Source organism: Pseudonocardia sp. CA-142604 (assembly GCF_050948475.1).
GTDB lineage: Bacteria > Actinomycetota > Actinomycetes > Mycobacteriales > Pseudonocardiaceae > Pseudonocardia > Pseudonocardia alaniniphila.
In genome coordinates, this window is the sequence record NZ_CP192045.1 from 727,017 (window position 1) to 749,905 (window position 22,889).

Annotated in this window: 25 protein-coding genes; 13 read left to right on the plus strand and 12 right to left on the minus strand. The window is 70.2% G+C overall.

All coding sequences use genetic code 11. The features are described 5' to 3' along the window. Nucleotides 1–10: 10 nt before the first annotated feature. Nucleotides 11–1,066, minus strand: a complete 1,056-nt coding sequence (locus ACQPZQ_RS03475) for a gamma-glutamylcyclotransferase family protein (RefSeq protein WP_433291961.1) — start codon at nucleotides 1,064–1,066, stop codon at nucleotides 11–13. Nucleotides 1,067–1,116: 50 nt separating this feature from the next. Between ACQPZQ_RS03475 and mtnA the strand changes: the two genes are divergently transcribed. Beyond that, on the plus strand, nucleotides 1,117–2,091 hold the full coding sequence (mtnA, locus tag ACQPZQ_RS03480) for an S-methyl-5-thioribose-1-phosphate isomerase (protein WP_433298988.1): 975 nt from the start codon (nucleotides 1,117–1,119) through the stop codon (nucleotides 2,089–2,091). A 4-nt stretch (nucleotides 2,092–2,095) separates the two neighbouring features. Here the strand turns inward: mtnA and ACQPZQ_RS03485 are convergent, their stop codons facing one another. The 4 genes from ACQPZQ_RS03485 to ACQPZQ_RS03500 form a co-directional block, all read right to left on the minus strand. Beyond that, nucleotides 2,096–2,479 (minus strand): type II toxin-antitoxin system VapC family toxin, encoded by a 384-nt coding sequence (locus tag ACQPZQ_RS03485; protein ID WP_433291963.1) that lies wholly within the window; start codon nucleotides 2,477–2,479, stop codon nucleotides 2,096–2,098. After that, a complete protein-coding gene (locus ACQPZQ_RS03490; RefSeq protein WP_433291965.1) occupies nucleotides 2,476–2,766 on the minus strand; it encodes a type II toxin-antitoxin system Phd/YefM family antitoxin in 291 nt (96 codons plus the stop codon). The genes ACQPZQ_RS03485 and ACQPZQ_RS03490 overlap by 4 nt, the downstream gene beginning before the upstream one ends. A 124-nt stretch (nucleotides 2,767–2,890) precedes the next feature. Then, a complete protein-coding gene (locus tag ACQPZQ_RS03495; RefSeq protein WP_433291967.1) occupies nucleotides 2,891–3,526 on the minus strand; it encodes an MBL fold metallo-hydrolase in 636 nt (211 codons plus the stop codon). Further along, nucleotides 3,523–4,608 carry an S-(hydroxymethyl)mycothiol dehydrogenase gene (locus ACQPZQ_RS03500; RefSeq protein ID WP_433291969.1) on the minus strand — a complete coding sequence of 362 codons (1,086 nt, stop codon included), beginning with the start codon at nucleotides 4,606–4,608 and terminating at the stop codon, nucleotides 3,523–3,525. The genes ACQPZQ_RS03495 and ACQPZQ_RS03500 overlap by 4 nt, the downstream gene beginning before the upstream one ends. A gap of 77 nt (nucleotides 4,609–4,685) precedes the next feature. On the opposite strand from ACQPZQ_RS03500, the gene ACQPZQ_RS03505 reads away from it, so the two are divergent. Further along, the gene (locus ACQPZQ_RS03505) at nucleotides 4,686–5,450 is read left to right on the plus strand and encodes an enoyl-CoA hydratase/isomerase family protein (protein ID WP_433291971.1); all 765 of its coding nucleotides are present in this window, start codon (nucleotides 4,686–4,688) and stop codon (nucleotides 5,448–5,450) included. Nucleotides 5,451–5,460: 10 nt separating this feature from the next. Here the strand turns inward: ACQPZQ_RS03505 and ACQPZQ_RS03510 are convergent, their stop codons facing one another. Beyond that, entirely contained in the window at nucleotides 5,461–6,033 is a 573-nt protein-coding gene (locus tag ACQPZQ_RS03510; RefSeq protein ID WP_433291973.1) for a TetR/AcrR family transcriptional regulator, read from the minus strand. A gap of 240 nt (nucleotides 6,034–6,273) precedes the next feature. On the opposite strand from ACQPZQ_RS03510, the gene ACQPZQ_RS03515 reads away from it, so the two are divergent. Continuing rightward, nucleotides 6,274–6,666, plus strand: a complete 393-nt coding sequence (locus tag ACQPZQ_RS03515; RefSeq protein WP_433291975.1) for a DUF3224 domain-containing protein — start codon at nucleotides 6,274–6,276, stop codon at nucleotides 6,664–6,666. A 6-nt stretch (nucleotides 6,667–6,672) separates the two neighbouring features. On the opposite strand, the gene ACQPZQ_RS03520 is transcribed toward ACQPZQ_RS03515, so the two are convergent. The 3 genes from ACQPZQ_RS03520 to ACQPZQ_RS03530 all read right to left on the minus strand — a co-directional run bounded on the left by ACQPZQ_RS03520 (nucleotide 6,673) and on the right by ACQPZQ_RS03530 (nucleotide 8,429). Further along, complete coding sequence (locus tag ACQPZQ_RS03520; protein ID WP_433291977.1) at nucleotides 6,673–7,092, minus strand: acyl-CoA thioesterase; 420 nt, start codon at nucleotides 7,090–7,092, stop codon at nucleotides 6,673–6,675. A gap of 1 nt (nucleotide 7,093) precedes the next feature. Next, nucleotides 7,094–7,627: a YbhB/YbcL family Raf kinase inhibitor-like protein gene (locus ACQPZQ_RS03525; RefSeq protein ID WP_433291979.1), complete on the minus strand. Its 534-nt coding sequence runs from the start codon at nucleotides 7,625–7,627 to the stop codon at nucleotides 7,094–7,096. A 73-nt stretch (nucleotides 7,628–7,700) separates the two neighbouring features. Then, nucleotides 7,701–8,429, minus strand: coding sequence for a MerR family transcriptional regulator (locus ACQPZQ_RS03530; protein ID WP_433291981.1), 729 nt, complete (start codon nucleotides 8,427–8,429; stop codon nucleotides 7,701–7,703). An 88-nt stretch (nucleotides 8,430–8,517) separates the two neighbouring features. Between ACQPZQ_RS03530 and ACQPZQ_RS03535 the strand changes: the two genes are divergently transcribed. Both ACQPZQ_RS03535 and ACQPZQ_RS03540 read left to right on the plus strand, forming a co-directional pair. Next, complete coding sequence (locus ACQPZQ_RS03535) at nucleotides 8,518–9,741, plus strand: acetyl-CoA C-acetyltransferase (protein WP_433291983.1); 1,224 nt, start codon at nucleotides 8,518–8,520, stop codon at nucleotides 9,739–9,741. 17 nt (nucleotides 9,742–9,758) lie between these two features. Then, nucleotides 9,759–11,915, plus strand: coding sequence for a 3-hydroxyacyl-CoA dehydrogenase NAD-binding domain-containing protein (locus tag ACQPZQ_RS03540; RefSeq protein WP_433291985.1), 2,157 nt, complete (start codon nucleotides 9,759–9,761; stop codon nucleotides 11,913–11,915). A 31-nt stretch (nucleotides 11,916–11,946) separates the two neighbouring features. Here the strand turns inward: ACQPZQ_RS03540 and ACQPZQ_RS03545 are convergent, their stop codons facing one another. After that, nucleotides 11,947–13,035: a glutamate--cysteine ligase 2 gene (locus ACQPZQ_RS03545; RefSeq protein WP_433291987.1), complete on the minus strand. Its 1,089-nt coding sequence runs from the start codon at nucleotides 13,033–13,035 to the stop codon at nucleotides 11,947–11,949. Between the two features lie 106 nt (nucleotides 13,036–13,141). On the opposite strand from ACQPZQ_RS03545, the gene ACQPZQ_RS03550 reads away from it, so the two are divergent. The 8 genes from ACQPZQ_RS03550 to ACQPZQ_RS03585 all read left to right on the plus strand — a co-directional run bounded on the left by ACQPZQ_RS03550 (nucleotide 13,142) and on the right by ACQPZQ_RS03585 (nucleotide 20,779). Beyond that, complete coding sequence (locus tag ACQPZQ_RS03550) at nucleotides 13,142–13,750, plus strand: DedA family protein (protein ID WP_433291989.1); 609 nt, start codon at nucleotides 13,142–13,144, stop codon at nucleotides 13,748–13,750. Nucleotides 13,751–13,896: 146 nt separating this feature from the next. Continuing rightward, nucleotides 13,897–14,685 carry a GAF and ANTAR domain-containing protein gene (locus ACQPZQ_RS03555; protein WP_433291991.1) on the plus strand — a complete coding sequence of 263 codons (789 nt, stop codon included), beginning with the start codon at nucleotides 13,897–13,899 and terminating at the stop codon, nucleotides 14,683–14,685. 6 nt (nucleotides 14,686–14,691) lie between these two features. Next, the gene (locus ACQPZQ_RS03560) at nucleotides 14,692–15,525 is read left to right on the plus strand and encodes an ATP-binding cassette domain-containing protein (protein WP_433291993.1); all 834 of its coding nucleotides are present in this window, start codon (nucleotides 14,692–14,694) and stop codon (nucleotides 15,523–15,525) included. Nucleotides 15,526–15,663: 138 nt separating this feature from the next. Next, a complete protein-coding gene (locus tag ACQPZQ_RS03565; RefSeq protein WP_433291995.1) occupies nucleotides 15,664–16,026 on the plus strand; it encodes a GntR family transcriptional regulator in 363 nt (120 codons plus the stop codon). An 85-nt stretch (nucleotides 16,027–16,111) separates the two neighbouring features. Beyond that, a complete protein-coding gene (locus tag ACQPZQ_RS03570) occupies nucleotides 16,112–17,017 on the plus strand; it encodes an ABC transporter ATP-binding protein (RefSeq protein WP_433291997.1) in 906 nt (301 codons plus the stop codon). Continuing rightward, nucleotides 17,014–17,712, plus strand: coding sequence for a hypothetical protein (locus ACQPZQ_RS03575; protein WP_433291999.1), 699 nt, complete (start codon nucleotides 17,014–17,016; stop codon nucleotides 17,710–17,712). The genes ACQPZQ_RS03570 and ACQPZQ_RS03575 overlap by 4 nt, the downstream gene beginning before the upstream one ends. A gap of 147 nt (nucleotides 17,713–17,859) precedes the next feature. After that, a complete protein-coding gene (locus ACQPZQ_RS03580) occupies nucleotides 17,860–18,897 on the plus strand; it encodes a maleylacetate reductase (protein ID WP_433292001.1) in 1,038 nt (345 codons plus the stop codon). A 130-nt stretch (nucleotides 18,898–19,027) separates the two neighbouring features. Beyond that, the gene (locus ACQPZQ_RS03585) at nucleotides 19,028–20,779 is read left to right on the plus strand and encodes an FAD-dependent oxidoreductase (RefSeq protein WP_433292003.1); all 1,752 of its coding nucleotides are present in this window, start codon (nucleotides 19,028–19,030) and stop codon (nucleotides 20,777–20,779) included. A gap of 34 nt (nucleotides 20,780–20,813) precedes the next feature. Here ACQPZQ_RS03585 and ACQPZQ_RS03590 read toward each other — a convergent pair whose 3' ends face one another. Continuing rightward, a complete protein-coding gene (locus ACQPZQ_RS03590) occupies nucleotides 20,814–21,956 on the minus strand; it encodes a right-handed parallel beta-helix repeat-containing protein (RefSeq protein WP_433292005.1) in 1,143 nt (380 codons plus the stop codon). A 91-nt stretch (nucleotides 21,957–22,047) separates the two neighbouring features. Beyond that, nucleotides 22,048–22,860 (minus strand): alpha/beta fold hydrolase, encoded by an 813-nt coding sequence (locus ACQPZQ_RS03595; RefSeq protein ID WP_433292007.1) that lies wholly within the window; start codon nucleotides 22,858–22,860, stop codon nucleotides 22,048–22,050. Between the last annotated feature and the right edge of the window lie 29 nt (nucleotides 22,861–22,889).

Genomic DNA, 22,889 nt, shown 5'->3' on the forward strand with positions numbered 1-22,889 from the left:
CGGCCACAGGTCAGTCGTTCGGAGGCCATCCCGCCGCGAGCCGGGGCATTCCGTGGGACGGTGCCTGCCACGCATACACCCAGCAGGACCGCTCTTCCGGCCCCGCCGCTGTCCGGATGCGCCGGTACTCGGGGCCCTCGTACTCGTCGATGGCGGGGAACGCGGCGACCGGATCGCGCAGTGGCACGAGCCAGCCGGGAGCACGGTCGCCGGTGCCCGGGAGCAGCGCCGGAAAGCCGCGTCCGGTGTCGAGCACGGTGCCGTTGACAGTGCCGCGCACGGGGTCGCCCGCCGCGTGGGGGGCGAGGCGGTCCCACGACGGGTTGCCCGGTTGCAGCAGGCCGTAGGCGAAGAGCGCGGCAGGCCACTCGTCGGGGTGCGGCTCGCCGTGCACCGTGAAGGCGTCGAGGCCGTCGCCCGGAGCGGCGTCCCCCGTCAGATCGAGGGCAGCGAACTGCGACACGTCCGCGCAGCGCACAGCCGTCCCGTCGACGAGCAGCGGGCGGCGGATGGCGGCGTGCCCGAGGTAGCACCACGGGGCGTCCAAGCGCGTGCCGTCCTCGAGGTCCACCTCGCCCGTGCGCAGCCGGGCCAGGCGGAATCGCTCGTCGCGGCCCTCGCAGCGGTCGAGCACCGCGATCTGCTCCGGCGTGGCGAGCCACACAGCGTGATCTTCGACCGTCCCCGGGGATGCCGCCAGCACCGCGGGGCGCTGCCCGTCGCGGTGGCGGAGCCCGGCGGCCCACACAGCGGCGACGTCGCGGGTGCGGGCGCGCAGGACCACCACCGGGTCGGGCCCGAGCCCGAGCTCGCGGCGCAACCACGTGATCTTGCTCGGGCAGCGGTTCGAGCCGTAGGTGAGCACGGGCACGCGCTCCGCGGCGGGCGCGCAGCCGTGGCCGGCGAGCCATGTGTCGAGTGGCGCCTCGCCGACGGTGGAGACGAGCCAACCGGCCCGTGGATCAGGGCGTACCGGATACGAGACTTCGTCGAGATGGACGAAGGAGGACGGTGGGACGGCGCCGGGGTAGGGGTCGGCAGGGAAGTCGGCATCGGGCCAGGACACTTCTCGACGGTAACCCGATCACGTCCGTGGACCGTTACGCTCGATCGGTGCTGCCGCGGACGATCGACTGGGTGGACGGCCGTATCGCGCTGGTGGACCAGACAGCGCTACCGGAGCTGCGGATCGTGTACATCGACGATGCCGACGAGCTCGTCGACGCGATCCGCCGGCTCGTCGTGCGTGGCGCCCCGGCGCTCGGTGCGGCCGGGGCTCTCGGGGTCGCGCTCGCGGCCAGGTCCGTTGCGGGTGCCGAGTTGGCGGCCGTGGCGGCCCGGCTCTCCGCGGCGAGGCCGACCGCAGCGAACCTCGCGGTGGGGGTGCGGCGCGCCATGGCCGCCGCGGCCGACGGCCCGGAGGCGGTGCTCGCGGCAGCGCAAGCGGTGCTCCAGGAGGACATCGCAGCCTGCCGCGCCATCGGTGCCCGTGGCGCCGAGCTGCTCACCGAACTGTGCGGCCCGGAGCCGTTGCGCCTGCACACGCACTGCAACGCCGGTGCACTGGCCTGCGTCGACTGGGGCACCGCCCTGGGCGTGGTGCGGTCGTTGCACGAGGCGGGCCGGGTCGCCAACGTCGTCGCCGACGAGACCCGCCCGGTCCTGCAGGGCTCGCGGATCACCGCCGTCGAGCTGGCGGCGATGGGGGTGCCGTTCCGGGTGGTGGTGGACGGGGCAGGCGCCTCGATCATCGCCCGCGGGCTCGTGGACGCGGTCGTCGTCGGCGCCGACCGGGTAGCTGCCAACGGTGACGTCGCCAACAAGATCGGCACCTACCCGCTGGCCCTGGCCGCGGCGCGGGCCGGCATCCCGTTCGTCGTTGCGGCACCGGAGTCGACGCTCGACCCTGCCACTCCCGACGGCGCCGCCATCGAGATCGAGGAGCGGGCCGCCGAGGAGGTTCTCGTCGTGGGTGGCGTGAAGATGGCCCCGGAGGTCAGCGCGGCGTGGAACCCGGCGTTCGACGTGACGCCTGCCGACCTGGTCACGGCTGTCGTCACCGAGAAGCGGGTCTGGCGTCCCGGTATGTGACTGGTCAGGCCGGGGCTGCCGTCGGGATCCCGTGAGCCGCGGCCGCGTCCAGGAGCCGCTCGTCATAGCTCAGCAGGACGGAGAGTTCCTCCCGCACGAGCAGCGCCGTGGCGAGGTGGATGGCGTCGAGCGTGCGCAGGCGGGGATCGGGCATACGACTTGCCGATTCGAGCACCGCAGGTGACAGGTCGACCTGCGTCACCTCGCCGAGCAGGAGATCCGTTCGCGGCAGTAGCGCGGCGTCAACTCGCACGGTGCTGCGTCGCGCTTCGATGGCGAGGAGGGCACTCGAGATGGTCGGTCGGTCCGCGATGGCGTCCAGAAGCGCGGCGGATTCGCGCTCCTCCCACACCGATTTCAGGAATGCCGAGGTGTCCAGATAGATCACCAGCGTTCCTCGTCGCGCATCTCCTGCAGTACCTGACTCAGGGGTGGAGTGCCCGGCGGAGCCGGCGGCGGTGGCATGTGAGCCATCAGGTTCCCGCGGCCTCGCCGCAGCTGCCCGGCCGCCTCCAGCCGGTCGAGGATCGAGGTCGGCTCCTCGGCCGGTACGAGATACGCCACCAGCTCGCCCCGTACCGTGACCGGCACCCGTTTCCCGGCCTTGGCCATGGCGACGTACCGCGAGGCGTGCTGACGCAGCTCGCGGATGCCGATGCTCTCAGGGTCACCCACGCAACAAATGTAGCACTAGAGTGCTACATCGGACTCTGCGCACGTCGCAGCACCTGTGGTCACCTCGCAGCGCGCCGACACGCTGCGAGGTCGCACGACAGGCTGCGACGACGGTCGGGGTGGGCTAGTGACCCCGCGCGATCCACTCCTCCAGGTGGGGGGCCTCTTCGCCGATCGTGGTCGGGTCGCCGTGGCCGGTGCGCACGACCGTGTCGCCGGGCAGTGTCAGCAGCTTCTCCCGGATCGACTCGATGATCGTGTCGAAGCTGGAGTACGACCGCCCGGTCGCTCCCGGCCCGCCCTGGAACAGGGTGTCGCCGCTGAAGAGGGTGCCGAGCTCGGGCGCGTACAGGCAGCTCGACCCGGGGGAGTGCCCGGGCGTCTGCAGCACCCGCAGCTCCACCCCGCCCGCGGTCAGCACGTCACCGTCGGCGAGCTCCCGGTCGGGCGCCCGGTTCGGGTGGGTCATCTCCCAGAGCGGCGCCTCGGCCGGGTTGAGCAGGATCGGGGCGGCGAACCGGTCGGCCAGTGCGGGCGCCCGGTTCACGTGGTCGTCGTGGGCGTGGGTGCACACGACGGCCACAACGCGCCGCCCGCCGACGGCCGCTCCGATCTTCTCCTCGTCGTGGGCCGCGTCGATGACGAGCACCTCGTTCTCGTCGCCGACGATCCAGACGTTGTTGTCCACCTCCCACGTGCCGCCGTCCAGCGAGAACGTCCCGGATGTGACGACGTGGTCGATCGGGCCGGGGGGCGTCACAGCACGACCACCGATCGCAGCACCTCGCCCTTGTGCATCTTCTCGAACGCGGCCTCGACGTCCTCGAGCCCGATCGTCTCGCTGACGAACTTGTCGAGCGGCAGTCGTCCCTGCAGGTGCAGGTCGACGAGCATCGGGAAGTCGCGGCTGGGCAGGCAGTCGCCGTACCACGACGACTTGGTGGCTCCGCCGCGGCCGAAGACGTCGATCAGCGGCAGGTCGATCGTCATGTCCGGCGTCGGCACGCCGACGAGCACGACGGTGCCGGCCAGGTCGCGGGCGTAGAACGCCTGCTTGAACGTCTCGGGCCGGCCGACCGCGTCGACCACGACGTTCGCGCCGTTGCCGTCGGTCAGCGCCTGCACACCCTCGACCGGATCCTGCTGCCGCGAGTTGATGGTGTGGGTGGCGCCGAACTCCTTCGCCCACTGCAGCTTCCGGTCGTCGACGTCGATCGCGATGATCGTGCTGGCTCCGGCCAGGTTCGCACCGGCGATCGCGGCGTTGCCCACGCCGCCGCAGCCGATGACGGCGATCGAGTCGCCGCGCCCGACCTTGCCGGTGTTGATCGCGGCGCCGATGCCGGCCATCACTCCGCAGCCCAGCAGGCCCGCCGCCTCCGGCTTGACCGCAGGATTCACCTTCGTGCACTGCCCGGCGTGGACCAGCGTCTTCTCGACGAACGCGCCGATGCCGAGAGCGGGGGTGAGCTCCTCGCCCGACTCCAGCGTCATCTTCTGGGAGGCGTTGTGGGTGGAGAAGCAGTACCAGGGTTCACCGCGGCGGCACGCACGGCAGGTGCCGTCGACGGCGCGCCAGTTGAGGATCACGAAGTCCCCCGGCTCGACGTCGGTGACGCCCTCGCCCACGGACTCGACGATCCCGGCCGCCTCGTGGCCGAGGAGGAACGGGAACTCGTCGTTGATCCCGCCCTCGCGATAGTGCAGGTCGGTGTGGCAAACGCCGCAGGCCTGCACCTTCACCACGGCCTCACCCGGGCCCGGATCCGGCACGATGATCGTCTCAAGCGAGACCGGCTCGCCCTTCTTGCGAGCGACGACCCCGCGCACCTTCTGCGACATGTTCTCCCTCGACTCTCTGCTCTGGACGGTCTCCTGCGCAGCGTGCCATGGGATGGGACGGCGCGTAGGTTTCGGGCGTGATCGAACTGGAGGATGACGGCAGCGGTGACGCTCGCGTCGCGGTACTGCGGCTCGACCACGGTCCGGTCGGGGCGATGGATGTCGAGCTGTGTGACGCTATCGCGGAGCGGTTCCGCGCCCTCGCCACCAGCGCCGTCCGGGCCGTCGTCGTCACCGGAACGGGCCGCGCCTTTTCGGCAGGTGTCGACCTGAAGCGGTTCCTGGCCGGTGGCGGGCCGTACGTCGAGCGGTTCCTGCCGGCGTTGTGCGAGTCGTTCCGGGCGGTGTTCGAGCTGCCGAAGCCCGTGGTCGCCGCGCTCAACGGACATGCGATCGCCGGGGGCTGCGTGCTGGCCGCCTGCGCGGACGTCCGGCTCATGGCCGAGGGCGGCGGGCGGATCGGGGTGCCTGAGGCCCGGGTGGGCCCACCGTTCCCGCGGATCGCGATCGAGGTGCTGCGCCACACCGTTGGCGACGTGGCGGCGCGCAGGCTGACGATCGGTGCCCTGACCTACTCGCCGGCCGAAGCGCTGGCCATGGGGCTAGTCGACCGCGTGCTGCCGCCGGAGGAGGTGCTCCCACAGGCCGTCGCCACGGCGAGGGCGATGGCCACGGAGGTGCCACCGGACACGTTCGCGCTGACGAAGGCGCAGCTGCGCCGTGACGCCCTGGAGCGCACCTCCCGGTACGCCGACGAGGCCGCGGCGGTGACGGAGCTGTGGAGCCGTCGCGCCGCCGACGGCTGGACGGCCCGCTACCTGGAGTCCGTCACGCGGGGGTGAGTGAGGGTCGTCACGGTCTGGTGAGCGTGGCGACCACCGATTCCACGTAGTCGCGCCGGTCGGCCCCTTGGGGAACGAGCTCGGGGGTGGTGGAGGCCAGGTGCACGTGCCCGAGGAAGGCCGTGTAGGCGAGAAAGCCTCGCCTGCGGGCCGGGTCGGGCGGAAAGCCTGCGGCAGCGAACAGCCCGGTGATGTAGTCGATCCGCCGCCGGGTGACCCGGGCGAACACGGGCGCCACCAGCGGGTGGCTCGCGTTGGCCTGGAGGGTGAGCATCGCCCGGTCGACGGGCTGGTCAGCGGGGTGCGCCAGTGTCAGGTCCAGGAGCTTGCGGAGCCTGCTGTGCGGGTCGGGCTCCGCATCGATGAGCGTGATGACCTCCTCGGTGTTGACCCGCTCCCATCGCAGCAACGCCGCCTCGAGCAGCGCGTCCCGGTTGCTGAAGTGCCAATAGAAGCTGCCCTTCGTGGTGCCCAGGCGAACGGCGATGGGTTCCACGGCCACAGCGGCGAGCCCGCCTTCGGAGAGGGCGTCGAGTGCTGCCACCGTCCAGTCACCCGCGGTCAGCCGCTTTCGCTCTGCCACCTCCGTACGCTAGCGTACGGTGAGACCATACGGTGGCGTATGGATCAACCGCATTTCCGGGTCGGTCCGAGCTGCGCTCTCAGCCTGGGACAGCGAAGGAGAGCTTGTCGGGCACGGGGCAGTCCGGCCGCCCGAGCGTGAGGGGTCGCTCGGATGCTGCGATACCCCGTGCCCGACACTGACCGTGCGGCTGTCGCGTTCGTCCAATCCCGACGCGAACACGGTGGGCATGATCGCGGCATGACGAGCACGAGCGGACGGTTCGACCTCACGCGCTGGGACGAAGAGGTCATCGACGACGCCGATGGCGCGAAGCTGGTGCGGGTGAGCAACTCGAAGACGTTCGAGGGCGGCATCGCCGGCACGAGCGACGCGGAGCTGCTGCAGGCGTTTGCGCAGGAGGGCTCGGCGGCCTACGTCGGCATCGAGCGGGTGCGCGGCGAGATCGACGGCCGCAAGGGCACCTTCGTGTTCCGACACTCGGCGGCCGGGAGTGCCGGCGGCGGAGACTTCCGCGTGGACGTGGTGCCCGACTCCGCCACCGGCGACCTCAGGGGCCTTCGCGGCGAGCTCTCGATCGTCAAGACTCCCGAAGGGGAGCACACCTACACGTTCGACTACGAGCTGCCCTGACGCGCGTCAGGCGCGCAACGGTGCGGGCTCGCCCAGCGCGTCGGCGATCAGCGCGGGGATCTCCCGCTTCCCCGAGCCGTCCGTGGCGATCACCACGTAGACGGTGCGGCCCGTGCAGGTGACCTCGCTGCCGTCCCGGCGCACCTCGAAGTCCAGGGCGAAGCTGGTGCGCCCGATGCGCGCGGTGGCCACGACCACCTCGATCTCGTCCTGCCAGCGCACGCCGGAGCGCCAGTCGATCTCCGAGCGCACGAGCTGCACGTCGTAGCCGGCCTCCACCATCGTGCTGTAGGGGAGGCCCCGCGCCTTGAGGAACGCGGTCATCGCGTCGTCGAAGTACGCGAGGTACCAGGAATTGAAGACCACGCCCTGGGCGTCGACCTCCAGGTAGCGGACCGCGACGGGGTGGCTGAAGAGCTCGCCCACCTCAGCCCTTGTTCTCGTGGGTCCCGACGATCACGGCGCGGGCGAGCGTGTGGCTGAACAGGTTGAAGCCGAGGAACGCGGGAGTGGCGCCCTCCGGGACGCCCAGGCTGTCGACGTCCACGGCGTGCACGGCGACGTAGTAGTGGTGCGGGCCGTGTCCGGGCGGCGGGGCCGCGCCGATGAAGCGCTTCGCGCCGGCGTCGTTGGCCAGCTGGATGGCCCCGTCGGGCAGACCGGAGCCGTTGTCGTCGCCTGCGCCGCTCGGGATCGAGGTGACCGACGCGGGGATGTCGAGCACCGCCCAGTGCCAGAAGCCGGAGGCGGTGGGGGCGTCGGGGTCGTACACCGTGACGGCGAAGGAACGGGTGCCCTCCGGGAACCCACTCCACTCCAGCTGTGGCGAGACGTCCTGGCCACCGGCTCCCATGATCCCGCTGAGCTGGGCGTTGTCGAGCGCCTGACCGTCGGTGACGTCGCTGCTCGTCACCGTGAACGACCCGACCTCGGGCAGTTCGTCGTACGGATTACGGCTCATCGTCCGTCCTTCCTCTCGTCGTCATGAGCGATGGCGTGGTGTGCGGCCCGATCATCGTCCATGGCCCGAGGGATTACCCGATGCGCTCGCGGATCGTCTTGTTGACCGCCCGTCCGAACGCCGTCATGACACCGCGCATGGTGAGGGGTTTGAGCTGTGAGAGGGCGGCGGCGAGCCGGCTGCGTTCGTCCGCCGGACGGCCGCGGTCGCGGTAGGGCTGCAGTATCTCGTCCTGGAACAGCTTCATCAGGTCCTCGGCGAGGGCCGTGGTGTGTTGCTCGATCAGCTGGTGAACGTGCTCCCAGAGCTCGGTGGGCAGCCCGGAATCGAGCACGGCGACCCCGATGCCGAGCACGGTGGTGCCGTGCAGCCGCACCCGGCCGTCGTCGAGCGGGGTGACGGCGCCGAGTTCCACGAGCGTTGCGAGCTCGTCGTGGGACAAGGTGCGCCCGGCGCGGCGGTCCAGCTCGGCGCGATCGATCTCCTCGATCTCCTCGGGCACCCAGGGAGCCAGCAGGGCGCGCTGCAGGGCGAGCTCGGCCGCGCCCGCCCTCGCCGGCAGGCGTTCCAGGTGGCCCTCGATGGCCGAGAGCGTGAACCCCAGCGCGGACAGCTCGCTCACCAGCTCCAACCGGGCCAGGTGGTCGGGCCCGTACAGCCCGGTGCGCCCGCGCAGCTGCGGCGGCGGGATCAGCCCGCGCCCGGCGTAGAACCGGATGTTGCGCACCGTGATTCCCGAGCGCTCGGCCAGCTGGTCGATGGTCATGAGATCGCCCTGATCAGGACCGAAGGTGGCCACCATGGCGTCACATTACGTCACGGCTTGACCTATGTGACAGTGCTACTGTAACAAAAGTGGAAATGAGCTCGGCCGTCGATGAGAGGTTCGCATGAGCGAGATCCCCGAGGCGTACATCTATGACGCCGTCCGCACGCCGCGCGGCCGCGGCAAGGCATCCGGTTCCCTGTACGAGGTCAAGCCCATCTCACTGGTCGTCGGCCTGATCCACGAGCTCAGGAACCGGTTCCCGGATCTGGACCCGTCCACCGTCGACGACGTCGTGCTCGGCGTCGTGTCGCCGATCGGCGACCAGGGCGGCGACATCGCCAAGGCCGCGGCGATCACGGCCGGGCTGCCGCACACCGTGGCGGGGGTGCAGCTCAACCGCTTCTGTGCCTCGGGCCTCGAGGCCGTCAACGTCGCGGCGCAGAAGGTGCGCTCCGGGATGGAGGACATGGTCCTCGCCGGCGGCGTGGAGGCCATGTCGCGGGTGCCCATGGGCTCCGACGGCGGCGCCTGGGCGATGGACCCCGAGACCAGCTACGACACGGGCTTCGTGCCGCAGGGGATCGGCGCCGACCTCATCGCCACGCTCGAAGGCTTCTCCCGCGAGGACGTCGACACCTTCGCGGTCGAGTCGCAGACCCGCGCGGCCAAGGCGTGGGCCAACGGCTACTTCGCCCGCTCGGTGGTGCCGGTGAAGGACCGCAACGGCGTCACCGTGCTGGACCGCGACGAGCACATCCGGGCAGGCTCCACATTGGAGAGCCTCGCGGGCCTGCAGCCGTCGTTCGCGATGATCGGCGATGCCGGCGGGTTCGACGCCGTGGCGCTGCAGCGCTACCACTGGGTCGAGAAGATCAACCACGTCCACCACGCCGGCAACTCCTCGGGCATCGTCGACGGCGCTGCGCTGTGCCTCATCGGCACCGAGGCCGCCGGCAAGGCCGCAGGGCTCACTCCGCGTGCCCGCATCGTCTCCACCGCGTTGTCCGGAGCCGACCCCACGATCATGCTCACCGGCCCGGCGCCGGCCAGCCGCAAGGCGCTGGCGAAGGCCGGCCTGAGCGTCGAGGACATCGACCTGTTCGAGATCAACGAGGCGTTCGCGGCCGTCGCGCTGCGGTTCATGCGCGATCTCGACCTCCCGCACGACAAGGTCAACGTCAACGGTGGCGCGATCGCCATGGGCCACCCGCTGGGTGCCACCGGCGCGATGATCCTCGGCACGCTCGTCGACGAGCTCGAGCGCCGGGATCTCCGCTACGGCCTGGCCACGCTGTGTGTCGGCGGCGGCATGGGTATCGCCACTGTCGTCGAGCGCATCTCCTGAGAAGGGAACCTGCAACCGTGACCGAGCCACAGGCCGTCCGCTGGGAGCGCGGCGAGGACGGGATCGTCGTCGTCACCCTCGACGACCCCGGCCGCAGCGCCAACACGATGAACGAGCGGTACGTCGCGGCGATGGGCGCGTGTGTCGACGCGCTCGTCGCCGACAAGGAGAACATCACCGGCGTGATCATCACGTCGGCGAAGAAGACGTTCTTCGCAGGCGGCGACCTCGACTCGATGAGCAAGGCCACAGAGGCCGACGCCGGGGCGGTCATGGAGAACTCCATGACCGTCAAGAAGCAGCTCCGCAGGCTGGAGACACTCGGCCGTCCGGTGGTGGCGGCGATGAACGGCACCGCCCTCGGCGGTGGCCTGGAGATCGGGCTGGCCTGCCACCACCGCATCGGGCTCGACGCCCCCAAGGTGGTCTACGGGCTGCCCGAGGTGACGCTCGGCCTGCTGCCCGGTGGCGGCGGGGTCGTGCGGATCACCCGGATGCTCGGCATCGCCGACGGCTTCATGAAGGTGCTTGCGCAGGGCCAGCGGCACAAGCCCGCTGCCGCGGTCGAGATCGGCATCATCGACGAGCTCGCCTCCGGCCACGAGGAGATGCTCGACAAGGCGCGGGCTTGGATCGCCGCCAACCCCGACGCCGCACAGCCGTGGGACAAGCCGGGGTACAAGGTGCCCGGCGGCACCCCGGCCACACCGAAGCTCGCCGCGATGCTCCCGGCGTTCCCCGCCAACCTGCGCAAGCAGCTCAAGGGCGCCCCGATGCCGGCCCCGCGCAACATCCTCGCCGCGGCGGTGGAGAGCACGCAGGTCGACATCGATACCGCCTTCCGCATCGAGGCGCGCTACTTCGTCGAGCTGGTCACCGGTCAGGTTTCGAAGAACATGACCAAGGCGTTCTTCTACGACCTGCAGGCCATCAACGGCGGGAAGTCCCGTCCCGAGGGCTACGACAAGTGGCAGCCGCGCAAGGTCGCGGTGCTCGGCGCCGGGATGATGGGCGCGGGCATCGCGTACTCCTGCGCGCTCTCGGGCTGGGAGGTCGTGCTCAAGGACGTCTCGCTGGAGGCGGCGGAGAAGGGCAAGACCTACTCCGAGGGCCTCGTCGCCAAGGGCGTCAAGCGCGGGAAGACCACCCTGGAGAAGGGTGAGGCGCTGTTGCAGCGCATCACCCCGACCGGCGACTACAACGACCTCGCGGGCTGCGACATCGTGATCGAGGCGGTGTTCGAGTCGGTGCAGCTCAAGCAGGAGGTCTTCCGCGAGGCCGCCAAGTACATCGAGCCCGACGCGCTGCTGTGCTCCAACACCTCGACGCTGCCGATCACCGAGCTCGCCGCGGGTGTCGACCGCCCGGGCGACTTCATCGGGCTGCACTTCTTCTCCCCGGTGGACAAGATGCCGCTCGTCGAGATCATCCGTGGCGAGCGCACGTCCGACGCCACGCTCGCCAAGGCGTTCGACGTCACGATCGGGCTGAAGAAGACCCCGATCGTCGTCAACGACAGCCGCGGGTTCTTCACCAGCCGCGTGATCGGCACCTTCCTCAACGAGGGCGTGGCGATGCTCGGTGAGGGCATCGACCCGCAGACGATCGAGCAGGCGTCGGCGCAGGCCGGCTACCCGGCCCCGGTGCTCCAGCTGATGGACGAGCTGACGCTCACGCTTCCGCAGAAGATCCGCAACGAGTCGCGCGCCGCGTTCGAGGCTGCGGGCGGCACGTGGAAGGGGCACCCGGCCGAGGCCGTGATCGACCGGCTGGTCGGGGAGTTCGACCGCAAGGGCAAGAGCTCGGGTGCGGGCTTCTACGAGTACGCCGAGGGCAAGCGGGTGCGGCTGTGGCCGGGTCTGCGTACCGAGCTCGGGGCGACGAACCACGACGTCGACCTGCACGAGCTCGCCGAGCGGATGCTCTTCGTCGAGGCGATCGAGACTCAGAAGTGCCTTGACGAGGGCGTGCTCACCTCGGTGCCCGACGCCAACATCGGCGCGATCTTCGGCATCGGTTTCCCTGCCTGGACGGGCGGGGTCGTGCAGTACGTCGAGGGCTACCCGGGTGGCGTGGCCGGCTTCGTCGCGCGGGCTGATGAGTTCGCACGCAAGTACGGCGAGCGCTTCCAGGTGCCGGAGAGCCTCCGCAAGCGGACGGCCGACGCCGCCTGACGCGTCGAACGAGCGGCACTCTCGCCCGAACCTAATGGGGCAGAGTGCCGCTCGTTGCATCGGATACGACGGCAGCGAGGTCGCCGGTGCGCTCCAGTACCTCGCGTTGTCTCCTCGCGCCTGTGCCCCGATCCAGCAGGCCTTTCAGGAGCTTGTGCACCGTGTGGTGGTCGCCTGCGTCCACCAGTGCCGGTCGCACGTGCTCGATCAGCCGTCCGACCACGTCGGCGGCGGGAGCGGGGCGCCAGGTTCCCGGGTCGAGCAGGTCGCCCTCCATCCCGGAGCGTCCGGCCCGCCACGCGGCGAGCCGGAGCACCTCGGTGCGCACCGGGTCGGGCTCCTCGCCCGCCCGCCACGCTCCTATCGCGGTCTGGACGAGCGCGCGCGTGAGCGCCGCGACCAGCACGGCGTCGTCGGGTTCCGGGCACACGTCGGCCACGCGTATCTCGACGGTCGGGTGTTGCCGCGACAGGCGGGCGTCGAGGTAGAGCATCCCCTCGTCCAGCACCGTCCCGGTGGCGAGCACCGAGTCGACGAACTGCCGGTAGGCGGCAACGGAGCCGAACGGCCCGTACGGGCCCGCCGACGGCCACCGCTGCCAGACCTGGCTGCGGTAGCTGGCGTAGCCGGAGTCCTCGCCGAGCCAGAACGGAGAGTTCGCGCTCACCGCGATGAGCGGGGCCAGCCAGGGCCGGATCCGGTCCAGGACGGCGACGCCCTCCTCCGCGGACTCGATCGCCACATGGACGTGACACCCGCAGGTGAGCTGCTCGTAGGCGGTACGTCCGAAGCGGCGGGCCATCTCCTCGTAGCGGCGCGACGGGGAGACGGTCGGTTCCACCGGAAGCGGGGATGTGGCCAGCGCGGCGAGAGCCACCCCGACGTCACCTGCCGCGCTCGCGGCGGTCACCCTGGCCGAGCGCAGCTCCGCCCCCAGCTGGTCGAGGGTGTGGCAGGGCTTCGTGCCGGTCTCCAGCTGCTCGCGGTGCAGCTCGCCGGTCAGCTCGTCCTCGTCGGAGTCGGTGACGGCGAGCGCCACATTGCCGACCGCGCGCGGCCGACCGGTCTCCGGGTCGACCAGCAGGAACTCCTCCTCGACACCGACTGTCCGCACGCTCACGCGCAGAAGTATGGCGCTCGCGACGAGATCCGCTCGGTGTGGCACGGCCGGGTGGACGGCCCTCGCGCGGACGGTTGAAGTGGGATCTATCGGGCATCATGGACATGTGGCCGACTGGGTGTTCGGGATCGTCGACCGTCTCGGGGCAGTCGGTGTGGGGCTCCTCATCCTGCTGGAGAACCTGATTCCGCCGATCCCGTCCGAGGTCATCCTTCCCCTGGCGGGGTTCCGCGCGCGCACCGGAGCGCTGAGCGTCCTCACCGTGTGGCCTGCGGCGACCGCCGGTTCGGTGCTGGGGGCGCTGGTGCTCTACGGCCTCGGCGCCTGGCTCGGTTACGACCGTCTCCACCGCCTGGCCGACCGTCGCTGGTTCGTGCTCGCGAGCCGGAAGGACATCGAGCGCGGGCACCAGCTGTTCGAGCGGCACGGGGGCAAGGTGGTGCTGCTCGCCCGGTGCGTCCCGCTCGTGCGCAGCATCGTGTCGATTCCCGCAGGCGTCTCCGGCATGCCGTTGGGCAGATTTGTGCTGCTCACGGCGATCGGCAGCGGGGTGTGGAACGCGGTGTTCATCGGGCTCGGGTGGGTGCTGGGCGAGAACTGGGACCACGTGGAGGGCTGGCTCGGGCCGATCGGCTACGTGGTGCTCGGGCTCCTCGTCGTCGGGTTGGTGATCCTCGTGGTGCGTCGGATTCGCGCCCGTGCCCTCGTTTCCTGACCAGCATGTTCGACCGTTCGGCGGCGCAGGTGCGTCCGAATGTCGGCCACTCTGCCCCCCGGCTTGCCCTGCCACCGCGCTCTGGGTCAAGCTTCCGCGCCGGTTGCCGTTTCGGGCCGGCAGCCAGCCGGATGATCGAGGTGGACGTGACGACGGAGCAGGAGTGGGCCGAGGATCGGAAGCGGTTCGCCGCCGGCGGTTCGGACGGTTCCGCGGACCTCGCGGACGCGGGCCCGCTCGCGCGAGAGTTCGTGGATCTCGCCGCGAAGCTCGTGGGCGAGGCGTCGGTGCACGGTGTGCTGCAGCGAGTGGTGGAGGCTGCTCGATCCGCGGTGCAGGGTGCCGACCTCGTCAGCGTCACGCTGCGGGCGCCGGGCGGCTTCCACACGCCTGTCGAGACCGATCCGCTGGCCACCGAGCTCGACGAGGTGCAGTACCGCCTCGACGAGGGTCCGTGCGTGGAGGCCACCCGGATGGCCGGGCTCGGGATGACCTACTGCTCCGACCTCGGCGACTGCCCCGAGTTCCCGCGGTTCGGGCGCGCCGCCGTCGGCATGGGTGTGGGCAGCATCCTCGCGGTGGGCATGTTCCCCCACGGCGGCGACGCTCCGCGGATGGGCGCGCTGAACATCTACTCGCACGAGGTCGGTGGCCTCGACGAGCAGGACCGGGAGATCGCGCTCGTGCTGGCGGCGCACGCCTCCACAGCACTCGCGGCCACGCTGGCGTGCACGGCCGCCGACCTGGAGGCCGCCCAGCTGCGTGAGGCCCTGAACACGCGCGACATCATCGGCCAGGCCAAGGGCATTCTCATGGAGCGCCGCAAGATCTCCGCAGACGAGGCGTTCGACCTGCTGCGCTCGGCCTCGCAGTCGCTGAACATGAAGCTCACCAAGGTGGCACAGACGTTCGTGGAGCGGCGTGCGGACATCTGAACGCACATGATCCGTCTTGCCGGTGTCCGCAAGCGCTACCGCGGCAGGCTCGAGGTCCTCGCCGGCGTCGACCTCGAGTTGACGCCGGGGCGCCCCGTGGCGGTCGTCGGCGGCAACGGCACCGGCAAGTCCACGCTCCTGCGGATCGTCGCCGGGTGCGCCGCCCCGACAGCGGGAACGGTCTCGGGCCGGCCGAAGGTCGTCGGGTTCCTGCCCGGCGCCTTCCCGGCATCCCCGCGGATGCCCGTCCGGGCGTACCTGCGCCACATGGCGGCGCTGCACGGTACTCGCCCCGAGGACGCCGCACGCGACGCCGACGAGCTGCTCGACGCCCTCCGCTTCACCGGCGACCTGGACGCTCCGGTCGCCCGGCTCTCCACGGGCAACGCGCAGAAGGTGGGCCTCACTCAAGCCCTGACGTGCCGTGCAGAGCTTCTGGTGCTCGACGAGCCGTGGTCGAACCTGGACGCGTCGGCGGCCGCGGCGCTCGACGCCCGGCTCGGCGCCGAGCTCGCCCGCGGTGCCGGAATGCTCGTCGCCGACCACACGGGACGTGCGGGCGCGCTGCCCGCGGCCACGGTGCTGCGTCTCGCCGACGGCATGCTGAGCCCGGCCACGGCCGAGAGCGACGTACACGCGATCGGGCACACGGTGGTGGAGCTGCTCTGTCCCGACGGCGCGGCCGACGTCCTGAGCCGCCTTCCGCCGGTGGACGACTGCCGCACCGGACCGGGCTGGCTCGTCGTGCGGGTGCCCGTCCACCATGGCGACGCCCTGCTCACTGCGGCGCTCGCCGCCGGGTGCTCGGTGGTCGGTGTGCGGCGGGACGGACGCTCCTAGCAAGTCAGGGGCCCGCGGCGGCTGCGGGTCCGGCCGCGCCGCTGATCTCTCATGTTCTCGATTGACAAGGCGCCCCGTTACCGTCATGGTTAGCTACATGAGTAATGAACCGACGGACCGACGAGGTCGGTGGTCGGCGTGAAGGACGACGGGCGGCCGCTGTTCGCGCAGATCGCCGAGCAGATCGAGAGCTTGATCGTCGACGGATCACTGGCCGAGGAAGCACAGGTGCCTTCGACCAACGATCTGGCGGCCTTCCACCGGATCAACCCGGCCACGGCAGCCAAGGGCGTCAACCAACTGGTGGCGGACGGGCTGCTCTACAAGAGACGAGGAATCGGAATGTTCGTCGCGACCGGGGCCCGGACGCAGTTGCTGGAGCGCCGCCGCGAGGACTTCGCGCGTCAATACCTGGCCCCGCTGCTGGTGGAGGCCCGCAAGCTCGGCATCGACGCCGAGCAGATCAAGAAGATGATCGATGTCTGGGGGGACCAGGGATGAGCGAGCTTGCGAGCGAATCAGTGTCACAGCGCCCGCGCACGGTGACGTCTCCTGATGGGCCGGCCGAGCGCAGCGAGGGCGAGCGATGAGCGTCATCAGCATGAATGGCGTCACCAAGCGGTACGGCCAGGTCACCGCGCTGGACGGGGTGAGTGTGGAGCTGGCCGAGAATCAGATTCACGGCCTGCTCGGGCGCAACGGAGCCGGCAAGACCACGGTGATGCAGATCCTCACGGGCCAGGCTTTCGAGACCAGCGGCACGGTGGAGGTCTTCGGACAGCATCCCTACGAGAACGCCACAGTGCTGAACCGTGTGTGTTTCATCAAGGAGAGCCAGAAGTATCCCGACACCTTCCGCGTCAAGCACGCCATTCGCGCCGCGGAGCTGCTCTTCCCGAACTGGGACGCCGCATTCGCCGCCGAGCTGATGGCCGACTTCGCCCTGCCGGGCAACCGTACGATCAAGAAGCTCTCGCGCGGGATGCTGTCGGCCGTCGGGGTGATCATCGGGCTGGCCTCGCGCGCCCCGCTGACGTTCTTCGACGAGCCCTACCTCGGCCTCGACGCCGTGGCGCGGCAGATGTTCTACGACCGGCTGCTCGCCGACTACGCCGAGCACCCTCGCACCGTCGTGCTGTCCACGCACCTGATCGACGAGGTCAGTGATCTCATCGAGCACGTCGTCCTGATCGACAAGGGGCGGATTCTCATCGACGAGGACGCCGAGACGCTGCGCTCCCGCGCGGTCACCGTCACCGGGCCGCGCGCCTCCGTCGAGTCGTTCGTCGCCGGGCGCACCGTGCTCCACCGCGAGGAGGTGGGCGGCTTCCTGCGCGCCACGGTCTCCGGCATTCCCGACCGTCCGAGCGTGGGCGGCCTCGACTTCGAGCCGGTGTCGCTGCAGCAGCTCGTGGTCCGCACGACGCAGCAGAACGTTCCGCGCAACGGGCAGCCGGTGGGTGCCGGCGCCGGAGAAGGGGGTGCCCGATGAAGCGGGTGTTCGACGTCGCACGCATCCAGACGGTCAACTGGTTCTGGATCTTCGCCTTTCCGCCGCTGCTGCTCCTCTTGGTGTTGGTACTCAACGTGGGGCTTTTCGCGGCCATCGGGGACGTGACGCCGCCGGAAGGCCGCACCACGGGGGCAGTGCTGTCGATCTACATGGTGATGCTGATGGCGCACCTACAGACGATGACGCAGGTGTTTCCTTTCGCCCTCGGCCTCAGCGTCACCCGGCGGGCCTTCTATGCCGGCACGGGACTCGTGGTCGGGACGCAGTCGGTGCTCTTCGGTCTGCTTCTGCTGATCATGGGGCGCATCGAGACAGCGACCGGTGGGTGGGGGGTCAACGTCAAGTTCTTCGCCCTCCCGTTCCTGGTTCAGGACAACCTGCTTGCACAATGGCTCGTGTACACCGTTCCGTTCGTGGCGCTCTCCACGATCGGCGTGTTCATCGGCGTGGTCTTCAAGCGATGGGGCCAGCCCGGCGTCTACGCGCTGGCCGTCGGCACGGTGCTGGTGCTGGCCGGCGTCGCGATCGTCGTCACCTGGCAGCGCTGGTGGCCCGTGGTCGGCTCGTTCTTCACCGACCAGTCGATCTTTTTGCTGCTGGTGGTCTACCCGCTGGTGATCGCGATCGTGCTCGGAGGCGGAGGCTGGCTCGCGATCCGGCGAGCCACGCCGTAGTCCGCGCCGATCTGGACGATTCCCACCCCGCGCACCGCAGTTTCTGCAGATTTATGCCGCATCCATGGCCGGCTATCCGAACCTGTATTGGACGGATGGCCGGCCATCGCGCATGGTGAAGGCAACTCGTGTCGTGGGGGAGCGAAAATGCGGGAATTCGCCTATAACACACTTCCTGCACGAATCGTGTTCGGCTCCGGGGCGGCGCGCACCCGGCTCGCGCCCGAGATCGAGCGGTTGGGGGCCCGGCGGGTGCTGCTGGTGGCATCCGAACGAGACACGGCCCGGGTGCGGGAGCTCGTCGCCCCCTTCTCAGAGCGGGTGGCTGCAGTGTTCACCGCGGTGCGCGAGCACGTGCCGCTCGCCACGGCCGAAGCCGCCCGCGCCGCCGCGGCCGAGGCCGATGCGGATGTCGTGCTGAGCATCGGTGGCGGGTCCACCACCGGTGCTGCCAAGGCCGTGGCGCTCACGGCCCGAATCCCGGTGGTCGCCGTGCCGACGACGTATTCGGGTTCGGAGGTCACGCCCGTGTGGGGTCTGACGGTGGATGGTCGCAAGACCACGGGCGTGGATCCGGTCGTGTTGCCTCGGGTGGTCGTGTACGACCCGGAGTTGACGGCGTCGCTCCCGCGGGAGTTGGCCGTTGCGAGTGGTTTCAATGCGCTGGCGCATGGGGTCGAGGCGTTCTGGGCGAGCGGGCGCAACCCGGTGAGCGCGGCGGTTGCCGAGGACGGGATCGCGGCGATCGTGGTCGGGTTGCGTAAGGACGATCCTGTCGCGTTGTTGCGTGGTGCGTGGCTGACGGCGAGTGCGTTCGCGGCTGCTGGGTCGGGGTTGCACCACAAGCTGTGTCACGTGCTCGGTGGAACGTACGACCTGCCGCATGCGCGTACTCATGCCGTGGTGTTGCCGCATGTTCTGGCGTTCAACGCGCCTGGAGCGCCCGATGCGGTGGCGCGGGTCGCGCGAGCGTTGGGTGTCGATGATCCGGTTCGTGGGCTGCGGGAGTTGGCTGACGAGATGGGTGTGCCTCGGGGCCTGCGTGGGCTGGGTTTGGGTGAGGAGCAGATCGACGAGGTCGCGGCGCTCACCGAGCCCGCGGTACCGGAGGACAACCCCGTGCCTGCCGACACGGGGGCGTTGCGGCGATTGGTGCGTGCCGCATGGGGAGGCGAAGGGAATTGAGATCGGCCGTGACGGGGAATGGCGCTGACAGGGGAATGGCAGTGAGCGAACGGGAAAATCGCGAGCGAGCTCTGACGGACGCGGCCGTCGGGAGTTCGGTGCAGTTCGACATCGTGCTGGGGTCGCGCTCGTGACCGAGGATCTTCAGACGGACGTGCTCGTGATCGGCAGTGGCCCGGGCGGTGGCGGTGCGGCACTCGCCCTGGCCACGCTGGGCGTCGATCACACGGTGATCACCAAGTACCGCTGGACGGCCAACACTCCGCGGGCGCACATCACCAACCAGCGCACGATGGAGATCTTCCGCGATCTCGGCATCGAGGACGACGTACTTGCCCAGAGCACCGCGCACGAACTGCTCGGGGACACGGTGTTCTGCACCAGCCTCGCGGGCGACGAGATCGGACGGGTCCGCACCTGGTACACGAGCCCGGCACGCGAGTCCGACTACAGGCTGGCGAGCCCCTCACCCAACTGCGACATCCCGCAGACCTACCTCGAGCCGATCGTCATCGGGCACGCCGCGTCGCGGGGCAGCCGGGTCCGTTTCGATACCGAGTTCGTCGGCCTCGTGCAGGATGCCGACGGGGTCACCGTCACGGTGAGAGATCGGCTGAGCAGTCACGAGTACGACATCCGTGCCAAGTACGTGATCGGCGCCGATGGCGGACGCAGCGCGGTGGCAGCCGATGTCGGGCTGCCGTTCGAGGGCCAGATGGACCTCGCCGGCTCGATGAACATCGTGTTCCACGCCGACCTGTCGCAGTACGTGGCCCACCGGCCCAGCGTCCTGTACTGGGTGCTGCAGCCGGGGGCCGACGTCGGCGGTATCGGCATGGGTGTCATCCGGATGGTCCGGCCGTGGAACGAGTGGCTCGTGATCTGGGGTTACGACATCGCGCAGCCGCCGCCCGAGGTCGACGACGAGATGGCGATCAAGATCGTCCATGAGATGGTCGGCGACGACTCGATCCCGGTGACGATCCGCTCGACGTCGCTGTGGGGCAACAACAGGATGTACGCCACCTGCTATCGGGCCGGGCGGGTGTTCTGCATGGGGGATGCGGTGCACCGGCATCCGCCGTCGAACGGGCTGGGTTCCAACACCTCGATCCAGGACGCCTACAACCTGGCGTGGAAGCTCGCCTACGTGCTGCGCGGCACCGCAGGCGAGGCGCTGCTCGACAGCTACGACGTGGAGCGCGCGCCGGTCGGCAAGCAGATCGTGTTGCGGGCGAACAAGAGCATCGAGGAGTTCGGCCCGATCTTCGACGCACTCGGCCTGATCGGCGAGAGCGACCCGGAGGTGATGCGCCGACACATCGCGGCGCGCGGGGCCAACACCCCGGAAGCCGCGCTCCAGCGCACGAAGCTGCGCGCGGCGCTGGAGCTCAAGAACTACGAGTTCAACACCCACGGCGTGGAGATGGGGCAGCGGTATGCCTCAGCGGCCGTGGTGCAGGACGGCACCCCGGAGCCGGAGTACACGCGCGACCCCGAGCTTCACTACCACCCCACCACCTGGCCGGGGGCGCGTCTGCCCCACGTCTGGCTCGGGCGCGACGGGCGCCGCGTCTCCACCCTCGATCTCGCCGGGAAGGGCCGGTTCTGCCTGCTCACCGGCATCGCGGGCGAGGAGTGGGCCGGTGCGGCGGCGAAGGCGGCCGAGGAACTCGGTGTGGAGATCGCCGCGCACGTGATCGGGCCCGGCCGGGAGTACATCGATCTGTACGACGACTGGGCGCGGATGCGAGAGGTGGAGGAGGACGGGTGCGTGCTCGTCCGGCCCGATGCCTACGTCGCGTGGCGCTCGGCAGGCCTCGTGGAGGATTCGGCGGCGGAGCTGCACCGGGTGCTGCGCGCGGTGCTGGCGCGCGGCTGAGACAGCGTCCTGGGGGGATGGACGGCAGGACGACTCACTCGCACTTCTTGTCGACCGCCACCAGCGCACCCGCCGGCCGGAAGCCCTCGACGCGGTTGTTCTCGATGCGGTTGCCGCAGCCCGAGGTCTCCGGCTCGGTGATCACGTGCGTCTCGATGATGTTCTTCAGCGCCGGAGCGTTGCCCGTGGTGACGTTGCCGGTGATGGTGCTGTCGTAGCCCTTCACGTCGACCACCGAGTCGGCGAAGTTCTCGCCGCTGATCGCCGACCCGTCGAACCGGTTGCCGGCGATCAGCGTGCCGCGGGTCTCCTCCTTGACGTCCACGTTCTCGGCGGTGATCCGCTGGAAGGTGTTGCCCACGACGCGGTTGTTCATCGACAGGTCCGGCTGCCCGCCGCTGTACTTCTTCCAGTTGCTCTTCGCGCTCCCGACGTAGACGCCCTCGCCGAACTGGGGCTGGTTCAGCCCGGTGTTGCGGATCGTCGAGCGCTGGATGGTGTTGTTGCTGGACCCGCCGCGGAAGTGCACCGCCTCGTCGCCGGTGTCGCTCACGGTGAGCGAGTCCAGCAGAAGGCCTTTGCTGCCGTCGGTCATGATCCCCTTGCCGCCGCCGGACACGGCGAAGCCGACGAGCTGCCAGTGGCTCGCACCGTCGAGGTGCACGGTGTAGCCCTTGCCGCTCCCGGTGATCACGGCGCCCTTGGGGCCGGTGAGCGTGATCGGCGCGGACGCGGTGCCGGAGCGGCTGATGACGACCGGCTCGTAGGTGCCGGCGGCCATCCGGATCGTGTCGCCGGGCCGGGCGGCGCCCAATGCCCGTTCGAGCTCGGACGTGTCCGTGACGCTCGTCGTGGCACCCCGGCCCTTGACCACTGCCAACAGGTCGGCGCCCACCGGTGCGACCTGCTTCCCGGAGTCGTCGGCCGACGTGGCGTCCTCGGTCTTCTCGTCGGCCGCCGCCTCCTGCTCCGCTGCCTCCGCCTTCGGAGAGGACTCCTCCCCGTCGGAGTCACGCGAGGCCTCCCGCTTCGCGGAGTCGGACGTGGCGTCCTTGCGGGGATCAGCGGCAGGGGCAACGGCGTCGGAGCGCGCTGCGTCGGCGCTGTCGGCACCGAGTATGGGAACCGCCCACACGACCACCGCGACGACGAGCAGCATCCACCGTGGAACCTGCATCAGCGTGACCTCCGCAGCCGGGGTTGGAGCAGGTCAGAGGCTAGGGGGCAGGGTTCGGACCGCGTGGCGTTTTCGATCATTCCGCCGGTGATCAGTCGCCGGCGATCGCCGATCGGTCGTCCGAATGGTCCACACGCTCGAGCAGACGGCCTAATGCGCCGTTGAACGCGTCGGGCTGCTCGAGATTGGGCAAGTGGGCCGCTCCGTCGATGACCATCAGCTCGGCGCCCGGCACGCGCTCGGCGATCGCGCGTGCATCGGCAGGGGGCGTGAACTCGTCCTCGGCCCCGACGACCACCACGGTCGGTACGGCCACGGACCCGAGCCGCGGGAGATGGTCGGGCCGGTCGGCCCGGGCGCGCTGGGCCGCCGCCGCGCCGACCGGGTCGGTGGCCCGCATCATGGCGAGCACGTGGTCGGCGACAGCGCCCGAGGCCTGCGGGCTGACCATCCGGTAGAGCACCTCCACCGAGTACGGATCCATGCCCTCGTCGAGCAGCCTGCCGGCCATGCTCAGGCGCTGATCGCGGTCGGGCTCGCCCGCAGCCGTGGTGTCGGCCAGCAGGAGCCCCGCCACCCGGCCGGGGTGCCTGCGCTGCAGTTCCAGCACGATCTGGCCGCCCATCGAGAGGCCCGCCACCACGGCACGCGGTACGCGCAGCCCGTCGAGGAGGCCGACGAGGTCGTCGGCGAAGTCGGCCCAACCATCCACCGCTCCGGGGCTCGCCCCGTAGCCCCGCAGGTCGGGGACGATCACACGGCGCTCGGCCGCGAACCGCTCCAGCTGCGGGCGCCACATCGTCCGGTCGAAGGGGTGCCCGTGTACGAGCAGCAGCGGAGTGCCGCGCTCGGGACCTGCGTCGTCGTAGGCGAGGGTCACACGGTCCAGGCCGATGGTGCGCATCGTCGCTCCTCTCGTTGACGCTCGCAGTC

Coding starts and splice junctions, on each gene's coding strand:
- ACQPZQ_RS03500 (WP_433291969.1), bottom strand. CDS start 4,608: ATGTCGCAGAAGGTGCGCGGGGTCGTCGCTCGCAAGAAGGGCGAGCCG.
- ACQPZQ_RS03515 (WP_433291975.1), top strand. CDS start 6,274: ATGACGAGCACGAGCGGACGGTTCGACCTCACGCGCTGGGACGAAGAG.
- ACQPZQ_RS03525 (WP_433291979.1), bottom strand. CDS start 7,627: ATGAGCCGTAATCCGTACGACGAACTGCCCGAGGTCGGGTCGTTCACG.
- ACQPZQ_RS03530 (WP_433291981.1), bottom strand. CDS start 8,429: ATGGTGGCCACCTTCGGTCCTGATCAGGGCGATCTCATGACCATCGAC.
- ACQPZQ_RS03535 (WP_433291983.1), top strand. CDS start 8,518: ATGAGCGAGATCCCCGAGGCGTACATCTATGACGCCGTCCGCACGCCG.
- ACQPZQ_RS03560 (WP_433291993.1), top strand. CDS start 14,692: ATGATCCGTCTTGCCGGTGTCCGCAAGCGCTACCGCGGCAGGCTCGAG.
- ACQPZQ_RS03570 (WP_433291997.1), top strand. CDS start 16,112: ATGAGCGTCATCAGCATGAATGGCGTCACCAAGCGGTACGGCCAGGTC.
- ACQPZQ_RS03575 (WP_433291999.1), top strand. CDS start 17,014: ATGAAGCGGGTGTTCGACGTCGCACGCATCCAGACGGTCAACTGGTTC.
- ACQPZQ_RS03580 (WP_433292001.1), top strand. CDS start 17,860: ATGCGGGAATTCGCCTATAACACACTTCCTGCACGAATCGTGTTCGGC.
- ACQPZQ_RS03590 (WP_433292005.1), bottom strand. CDS start 21,956: ATGCAGGTTCCACGGTGGATGCTGCTCGTCGTCGCGGTGGTCGTGTGG.
- ACQPZQ_RS03595 (WP_433292007.1), bottom strand. CDS start 22,860: ATGCGCACCATCGGCCTGGACCGTGTGACCCTCGCCTACGACGACGCA.